Source organism: Aeromonas sp. Y318-3 (assembly GCF_027706185.1).
Classification (GTDB): domain Bacteria; phylum Pseudomonadota; class Gammaproteobacteria; order Enterobacterales; family Aeromonadaceae; genus Aeromonas; species Aeromonas veronii.
In genome coordinates this window covers 1-7,877 of the sequence record NZ_JAPDCN010000036.1, presented here as the reverse complement: position 1 = coordinate 7,877, position 7,877 = coordinate 1, and the positions used below count along the sequence as shown (strand labels likewise).

10 protein-coding genes are annotated in these 7,877 nt (G+C 57.6%); 5 read left to right on the top strand and 5 right to left on the bottom strand.

Features of this window, described 5'->3' with window-relative positions; translation table 11 throughout:
• Nucleotides 1–687 precede the first annotated feature (687 nt).
• Complete coding sequence (locus OKB77_RS23635; RefSeq protein ID WP_199416990.1) at nucleotides 688–900, top strand: DUF3892 domain-containing protein; 213 nt, start codon at nucleotides 688–690, stop codon at nucleotides 898–900.
• A 1,120-nt stretch (nucleotides 901–2,020) separates the two neighbouring features.
• Here OKB77_RS23635 and OKB77_RS23630 read toward each other — a convergent pair.
• Complete coding sequence (locus tag OKB77_RS23630) at nucleotides 2,021–3,100, bottom strand: methyl-accepting chemotaxis protein (RefSeq protein WP_270818664.1); 1,080 nt, start codon at nucleotides 3,098–3,100, stop codon at nucleotides 2,021–2,023.
• A gap of 181 nt (nucleotides 3,101–3,281) precedes the next feature.
• On the opposite strand from OKB77_RS23630, the gene OKB77_RS23625 reads away from it, so the two are divergent.
• From OKB77_RS23625 to OKB77_RS23610, 4 genes are all read left to right on the top strand, one after another.
• Nucleotides 3,282–3,542, top strand: coding sequence for a hypothetical protein (locus OKB77_RS23625; RefSeq protein ID WP_128318444.1), 261 nt, complete (start codon nucleotides 3,282–3,284; stop codon nucleotides 3,540–3,542).
• A 68-nt stretch (nucleotides 3,543–3,610) separates the two neighbouring features.
• Nucleotides 3,611–3,853 (top strand): type II toxin-antitoxin system RelB/DinJ family antitoxin, encoded by a 243-nt coding sequence (locus OKB77_RS23620; RefSeq protein ID WP_128318445.1) that lies wholly within the window; start codon nucleotides 3,611–3,613, stop codon nucleotides 3,851–3,853.
• Nucleotides 3,843–4,130 (top strand): type II toxin-antitoxin system RelE family toxin, encoded by a 288-nt coding sequence (locus tag OKB77_RS23615; RefSeq protein WP_167568001.1) that lies wholly within the window; start codon nucleotides 3,843–3,845, stop codon nucleotides 4,128–4,130. The genes OKB77_RS23620 and OKB77_RS23615 overlap by 11 nt, the downstream gene beginning before the upstream one ends.
• Before the next feature lie 182 nt (nucleotides 4,131–4,312).
• Nucleotides 4,313–5,320, top strand: a complete 1,008-nt coding sequence (locus OKB77_RS23610) for a replication initiation protein (protein WP_128318475.1) — start codon at nucleotides 4,313–4,315, stop codon at nucleotides 5,318–5,320.
• Nucleotides 5,321–5,394: 74 nt separating this feature from the next.
• Here the strand turns inward: OKB77_RS23610 and OKB77_RS23605 are convergent, their stop codons facing one another.
• From OKB77_RS23605 to OKB77_RS23590, 4 genes are all read right to left on the bottom strand, one after another.
• On the bottom strand, nucleotides 5,395–5,637 hold the full coding sequence (locus OKB77_RS23605; RefSeq protein ID WP_128318476.1) for a plasmid replication protein RepB: 243 nt from the start codon (nucleotides 5,635–5,637) through the stop codon (nucleotides 5,395–5,397).
• 62 nt (nucleotides 5,638–5,699) lie between these two features.
• Complete coding sequence (locus OKB77_RS23600) at nucleotides 5,700–6,269, bottom strand: hypothetical protein (protein ID WP_128318477.1); 570 nt, start codon at nucleotides 6,267–6,269, stop codon at nucleotides 5,700–5,702.
• Nucleotides 6,266–7,147: a tyrosine-type recombinase/integrase gene (locus OKB77_RS23595; RefSeq protein WP_128318478.1), complete on the bottom strand. Its 882-nt coding sequence runs from the start codon at nucleotides 7,145–7,147 to the stop codon at nucleotides 6,266–6,268. Before OKB77_RS23595 ends, OKB77_RS23600 begins: the two co-directional genes overlap by 4 nt.
• Nucleotides 7,147–7,374: a hypothetical protein gene (locus OKB77_RS23590; RefSeq protein WP_128318479.1), complete on the bottom strand. Its 228-nt coding sequence runs from the start codon at nucleotides 7,372–7,374 to the stop codon at nucleotides 7,147–7,149. Before OKB77_RS23590 ends, OKB77_RS23595 begins: the two co-directional genes overlap by 1 nt.
• Nucleotides 7,375–7,877 lie beyond the last annotated feature (503 nt).

Sequence of the window (7,877 nt, the reverse complement as noted above, 5' to 3'; positions counted from 1 at the left end):
GCATAAGCCCACAACACGGCATTGGGCGGTCGTGCCGCCCTTTGCCGTGTCCGCGCCCCTGGGGGGCGCCTTTTCCCAGGGGGAAAAGCGGGGCGCTGGGCATCCCCAGCCGGTGAGGGGGAACCCTCACCGCCGTGGCCATGGGAGGCATGGGCCTACCGCGCTGCGCTTGGTGTCCCCGTGCGACACTGACAGCGAAAAGCGTGCTGTCAGTGCCACGCGGGGATCGGGTGAGGGCATCGAGGGTTGTGCTAACGGTGCAATGTTGTTGGTCAGCCTGCAGCGGGAAATCAAAAAGTAAATTTTGATTGGTCAAAGGCTAAATTTGATTGGCAATGGGGGGGATCTGGCCCCGCTTCCCCCCATTGAGCCAGCTTATCTGATGTTGGCGAGTAATAAAGTGCCATACCAAGTATCAAAGTGTCATACCGAGCAATAAAGATTCATCCTTACTTAGGCCGTAGCCACGCCCCGTTGGCTTACCGTCGGATCCGGTACCAATCTCTATTGAACGACAGTCTCTCCGTCCAGTAATACGGGGGGAATTCCCAGACAACTATGCTCACACAATCCACAGGGGAGGGGTGTTATCTCTTACAAAGGCGGTACTTTATCATTAAGGGGTTGGTTTTTAAGCAAATAACCTTAATATCCTTACGGAGCGTTTTGCTCAGATAGGGGATACATATGGCTAAAAATATTCGCGGTAATGGTGACGGCCCTAACGGTGAAAACCAAACTTACACGATACCAGGGCGAGGGGTTGTCTCTCGTGAAGATTTAACGAGAGAAATCGATCAGGGAAGGCACCCAGGTTTTCACAATTATGAACGTGGTGGAATCGATTACGCACGAGCCAATCCTGATGGCTCTAAGCCCAATAACATCGATAAAAAATAGTCCCATTGATGCCGATAAATCCAGTTATCGGCATTACATGAAGAACCAAGGGGCTCTCTGGCCCCTTGAGCATTTTAGGAAAAGGCATGGATAATCAGGTTCTTATCATTCTGTTAGGCGTAATAGGGTTGCCGATATGCCTGTATTTGCTGGCTATCATGCCCAATGCTACGCATTGCTACTCTTGCAAAGCACCATTGTCGATGCACAGACAAAAGACATTTCACCGAAAGATTGATGGCCAAGAGCAAGAGATCTGTAAGCGCTGTTATGGCGGAAAAACCTATAGCATGCGGCTCCGTTAGTTACTTGGCTTGTTCCTGACATGATGCGCTGGGGGCTACAGTGCAGTAGAAGACTTTTCCTTTACAGGATGCTGTCCATGTGTAGCTTTCGTTGTCCGAGATTGCGATTTCTTTTGGTGAGCAACCGATGTGCCCAGATGATACGACTTGTCTTTCTTCCGTTATGGACATCACCGAGCATCCGGTTAGCAATACAGGCAGCAACAGGTAAAGGGCTTTCATTTGTGTCTCCGTGTCATGTTTGTATGACCCATGGTAAACCCCAATTCAATCAGGATCATCAGCTTAGGGCCTCAGGCCCCTTTGTTCTACCTACAGGCCTGACTGCGCATAATGAAACGTTCTGTTAAATGGGTTCAGGGAACAAGAAAACAGATTGGTATGACACTTTATTGTTCTTGGGTGTGATCCAATGGGGGCAGATCTCGCCAGTTGGTATGACACTATTACCTCCGTGAGGGATGTTCAAAACCATGAAACGTTGGCCTACCGTCAGATCTGGTATGAAACTCTATTACTCGCCCACATCTGATCGGGTCCGCCTCGATGTACGAGACAAGACATAGAAACGGGCCACTGGATGCAAAAACATGCCGAAACCAGAACGTGCCGAAAAGGCCCCTCAAACACCCTAGAATCCGTTGCAAACTTTCAGGCGGTGAACGCCTTGGTCAGGGGGCGGAATGCCCGCAAAACGCGATACAGGCGGCCACATCCTGACGGAGTGGCCGTTTTGCTATGTGAAGTCGGCAATTGAACATAAAAGGCGTTATGCGCAGCTTTTCTTTGCCCCCGCTGGCGCATTTTTGGCCTAGTTAGACACTCCCCAGCAGGCGGTCGATGCAGTGCACCACCTGCATACTGGCGTTTTCCATGCTTTGGAGCTGCTCGACCATCTCTTTGATATTGTCCTGTTCACGCGCGTGTAGAGCCGCCTTGCCACTCTCGTGTACCTGCTTGTGCGGCCCATCCAGTTCACGAAAAGCCGACTTGTGGGAGAATAGCTCGGCTCCTTGTCCCTCGACATACCACTTACCCAGCCTGCACTGCCGATGGTCACTGACCGGCTCGTGAAAGTGCTGCTGATCAATAAGCCGATAGATGGTGTTCTTCCAAACAGCGTGATCCAGCTTGGTGGTATTGAGGAAAGAGGTAGTTGCTGCACCGTGTATCACCTGCTGCATCCGGCCGGATTGCGCCAACACCTGGGTCACGACCACCTCGATCTGTGAGGAGGATGTCGCAACTTCAGCTGCGCTGGCCTGGTTATCGTCAATGATCAGCTTAATCTCCTTCGCCTGAGCCACTATCTGCCTGACCAGCACTTCAATCTGGCCGCTGGCCTCGTGGGCCTTGCTCGCCAGCTGTCGCACCTCATCTGCCACCACGGCAAACCCTCGCCCAGCCTCACCGGCTCTGGCCGCTTCAATGGCGGCATTAAGTGCCAGCAAGTTGGTCTGATCAGAGATACCCTGGATAGCAGCTACGAACTGATTGATGGCCGATGTACTGACATCAAGCAGATGGACGGCCTTCAGGCTACGGGCTGCTTCATCCGTGATGGCATGGGCTCGCCCGGAGAGGCGGATGATGGCATCACGGGTCTGGGCAAACAGCTGTTCCAGCTCAGAAAGAGCTCTATTCTCCGCCATCAGGTGCTCGGCGCTGCCCGCTAGCGCCTCCCGCACACTCTGCAACATCTCGCCCCCCTGGTTCTGGCAGGTGAGCACCTGATTGAAGAGTTCGCTTCGTTCCCGGCTGCTACGTTGCATGTGTTCATACTCCCCGATAGTGGCCAGCAGTTCAGTTAGCTTGGCCTGATGTTGCTGCTCCTTGAGCTGCAAGACCTCCCTGAGCTGTTGATTCTCTTTTTTCAGTTTGCTGTTGAACCACATAAGACCTCCAGATGCCAATAAAGCAGTCATTCTGCCACAGAGAGCAGAATGACTGCGTATAAGGGGGCGTTACGTTAAATCGGACGCCCTTTTTGCTGCCCGTTAGCCCGCAACATGGCTTGTTTTGCGGCACGCTATCTCTCATCCTGCACCGCATTAACCCTTGCTTCGGAAATGACCCATGGAAACCATCACCCATCCCACCCTGGTGCAACTGGTCGCGGCCGGTGCCGTCCGTGTCGTGGTCGCCGTCGGCCAACCCGGCGGCTGGTCCCTGTTAGTGCGCTATGGTCTGGCCGAACGCGCCCTCGCCGCCCAGCGCAGCAAGCAGCTACGGATCTTTCGCAAGCTCGATACCCTGCAGGCTTATCTGCAGGACATCGGTGTGCGCCGCTTCGAGGTCGATGCGGCCGGTTTCGATGTCGCACCACGACAACGGTGATGCATTGCTACAAACGTTAAATGGCATTACATTTGTAATTACGTTCGTTGTAAATGGTGAGGTCAGTGATGGGAACGATCAATTTGCGCATCGATGATGATCTAAAAGCCCGTTCTTATGCGGTGCTGGATCGGTTGGGGGTGACGCCTTCAGAGTTGCTGCGGCAAACGCTGGAGTACGTTGCTGCTCAGGAGCGGTTACCGTTTCGGACTACCGTCGTGACAGAGGACGAAGAGGCGCTTCTTGCGCTCGTTCGGGAGCGGTTGGCCAGCCCCCAAAAAGGGATCAAGGTGTCGCTGGATGACCTTTGAGCTTGAGTTTGATCCCCGTGCTTGGCGGGAGTGGAAGAAACTGGGCGATACCGTGCGCCAGCAGTTCAAGAAGAAGCTGGTAGAGGTGCTGGAACGGCCAAGAAATGAGGCCAACCGCCTGCATGGGCTGCCGGATTGCTACAAGGTCAAATTGCGTGGTGCCGGATACCGGTTGGTGTACCAGGTGCAAGATAATCGGGTGGTGGTGTTTGTGGTCGCGGTAGGGAAACGAGAGCGTGAGCAGGTATATCTGGACGCAGGTTCGCGGCTCGAATAGGTGACGTTGCTGATAGGTGGGGAGTGCGGTAACGTATTGCCCAGAAAAGACAAACCCCGAATCTCTAAGTTCAATCTTGGCGGATGGCTTAGAGAGTTCGGGGCCGTGACTTAATCACAGGAACAAGAATACCACATGGATCACATCAAACAACCCAGAGCCGCCAATAAGCGCGGTGTCCGATGGTAAAATCAGCGCTTCACGCTGCTGCTTTTATTGAACGTCTCCCACACCGTCCCTACTGCACTGATGATCCGGCGCAGGGGCTCCTTATCCGCCCGCAGGCGACCGCGCTGGCCTATCGCCATGTCCAGCACAATCCGCCTCCGCATGTCTCCTGCATTGTGTTTGATGTGGACAGGAAGCCCTATGAGCAACGGCGAGAGGGGTATCAAGAGTGGCGAGATCGTGGCTTGCCTGCGCCGCATTGGATCGCCATCAATCCCGAGAATGGCAATTACCACCTTGGCTACCTGTTAGCCGCGCCCGTGGCTCGCACCAGTGCCGCAAGGCTAAAGCCGCTGCGCTATTTGGCGGCCATAGAACACGTTTTGGCTAAAAAGCTGGACGCTGATATGGGGTATGTTGGCCTGATCACCAAAAATCCCGTACATCGCGATTGGTGGACGGTCTGGCACAACCATGCGCCTTATTCCCTCGACTACCTCGCGGAGTTCTGCCCCGATGAGGATTTAGCGGCCTATGACCGTCGCAATCGCAAAGAGGTTGGCGGCCTGGGGCGTAACGTTACGGTGTTCGATAACGTGCGTGAATGGGCTTACAGCGCCGTTAGAGCGTACTGGCGACCTAACGGGTACGAGGCTTGGGCCGAGGCGGTAAGGGCTGCTTGTGATAGCGCCAATGCGTTTGGACGGGAGCAGGGCGGCCCGCTTCCCGTGTCGGAGATCAAGGCCACGGCCAAGAGCATCGCCCGTTGGGTATGGAACCGATTTACCCCCGCTGGGTTTAGCCAGGTGCAGGCACATCGAGGGGCTAAGGGCGGGCGCATTGGTGGCAAGGTATCCAAGGGCGGTGGAAGGCCCAGCAACAGCGGCAAGACACGCTCTGAGCTGCTGCCTGAGGTGCAACGGCTTAAGGCTTTGGGGTACAGCAATCGCGATATTGCCGAGGATTTAGGGATCGGTTCGGCAAGTGTTAGCCGCTATCTCTCCAACACCGCGCAATCATGATCCAAACAAAGCCTTATCAGATAACAGCGCCCCGCAAGGGGCGTTCTTCTTTCTTCGGGATCTCCGAGAGTGCTTTAGCGGCTGCTGAGGTCTATCTCTATCCGCTTGAACCCTATGCTGTTCGCGGTGTTGGCAGCCGCATCGATGGTCTTGAACACCCGCCAGCCTCCTCGCTGCCTCTCCAGCACGGCGGTCTCGCTGTTGCGGCCGAACTTGACCAGATGTAGGTGGTAGCCTTGGCCCATGGGGGTCGGCACGATCACCGCTTTGGCCAATCCGCCCTGGTCAAACGTCCATTTAGCTTGCAGCTCTTCCATCAAATCTCCATCCTGAGAAATCAAAACCGCAATTTGATTCTATGCCTCTTGGTAGCAGGTCGCTAGTCCTGATTGTCACCTATCTGCAGGGCTCTGCTTTTAGCTTGCTTGGCTTTACGCGCAAAGGCGGCGCTGGCGTTGTTCGCTCGCCGGTTCGCGTTGTCTCGTTCGGTGTTTGCCTGGGCCACCCATTCGCGGGCGGTCGCCTGGTCACTGAGGGCCTGTTGCCGTAGCCCCTCGGCCTGCCTGATCGCCTCCAGGGCTTTCGCCCGCAGCAGCTGCACCTGATCGCGCTCTGTTTGCAAGGCGGTGCGGGCCTCCTGCTCTGCGTTCGCGGCCTGCTGTTCGGCCTCATCGAGGCGTTGCTGTAGATGCTTGAGGTGGCGCTGATGGTCGTGATCTTCTGCCTGCACCATCAGCCAGCCCAGCGTGGCGAAGACGCCGGATCCGCCCAGCAGCACGCCGGCAAGCGCAACGGGCCAGGCGGCTATCACGGCCGGCCAGCCGCGGGTGATCTCCGGCTCTGCGCCGCGGTGCATCACGACCCATGCCCGCATGGCCAGCAGGTCATCGAGGAACCACCACAGCGCCACCAATGCCGCCAGGCTGACTGCCAGCAAAAACAGTCTCATCGTAGGTAGGTCTCCGTGATCTCGGGCCGAAAGTGGCCCATCTCCTGGCTGACGGTGGTCAGCGCGGCGTCTCTGCTCAAGCTGGCCTGCAGTTCGGCCATGCGTTCCTGGGCGTAGCTATGGCGCAGGCCGTGGGCACCGGTAGACCAGCCCAGCGCCCGCTCGCTGGCGGCGGAGACGCTGTTGCTCCAGCGTTGGCCGCCGCCGATGTCGTAGTGGGACTGGTAGTGGATCCCGCGATCGGTGATCGCCAGGGGGGCATCGAGGCGCACGGCTTCCAGCCGCTCGGCCAGGGCGTGGGGTAGCAGCACCTCGCGCACCAGCCCGCCCTTGCCGTGGACGGTGTAAATGACCCCGTTACGGCCCTGCCATTTGCTGGCGAGCGCGGGGCGGGGATCGGCGGCCCGCTCCTCGCCTCGGCGCAGGGTCAGCAGCTCGTGAGCCCGCAAGCCAGCGGCATAGGCCAGTTCGGTTGCCAGTCCGTGGCGGGGCGTCTGGGCGGCGGCGATCAGCGCCACCTGGGGGGCTGTGTAGGCGCGTGCCGTCAGTACCTGGGCCTGCTCGCTTTTGATGACCGGTATCCGTGCACCGTGCGCAAGTTGGCCGGTGACATGCTGCATCATCGCCTGCATGGCCTGACGCTCCATGTCCAGAGCCTTCTGGCCGACCTCCTGCCCGCGCTGCTCCAGGTAGCGGATAGCCAGCTCGGGGGTCATCGCACGTAGACCGCCTGGGAGGCGTTCTCGCTGCGTCCACTCGGCTACCCTGGTCAACCCCTGCTCGTAGTTGCGCACGGTGCCTACGGAGCGCAGGTGATGGCCCTGCAGGGCTTTCATGATGTAGGCGGCCTGGGCCGCCGGTGCGCGGAAGGTGGCCATCAGTGGCCGGCCTGTCGGGTCAGCCAGCGGGCCACGGTGCTGTGCACCACGTTGATCCGGTGGGCGCGCAACCAGCGCTGCAGTTCGGCCACGGTCGCGCCGGCATGGCGCAGGGCGAGCAATTCGGCGCGGTGGCGATCGAGGCGGGAGCGGGCATAGCGGGGCTTGCGGATCAGGGCGGTGTGCTGGCGCAAGGTGGCCAGCTCGGCGTGGGGGTCAAAAGTCATCGGTTCTCCACACAAGATTGTAAGAACGTTCAGCCTCGATGACTCGAAAGCTGCGGCGGGTTTCCCTGCCGATTCGCCCCTGTTCTCCTGTTTGCGTGTGGAGGGCTCGGACCGATCTCGCCTCATTTCACGTAACCCGATGGTGTGCGGGTAAGACACTGGGATTTAGCTGTTCCCGTCAGAACCCTGGGGGTCTCTCAATTTCGCTGTTGAGGTTCAGTGCGCTGCCTGATTGGGCTGGCCTCGGATCGGTTACCTGTATCCGGTGTATCAGGGTCACGTTGGAGTGTGACGGTCTCATTTGCCACGTCAGCATAACGCGAAAATGTGTGCGTAAGGCATACGTTTGTAAAAATGTGCGTGAAATCGCTACAGGCCAATGCTCACGCTATGTAGCGGCGAATTTATGAGTCGTACATAGCGTGGGCATAAGCCCACAACACGGCATTGGGCGGTCGTGCCGCCCTTTGCCGTGTCCGCGCCCCTGGGGGGCGCCTTTTCCC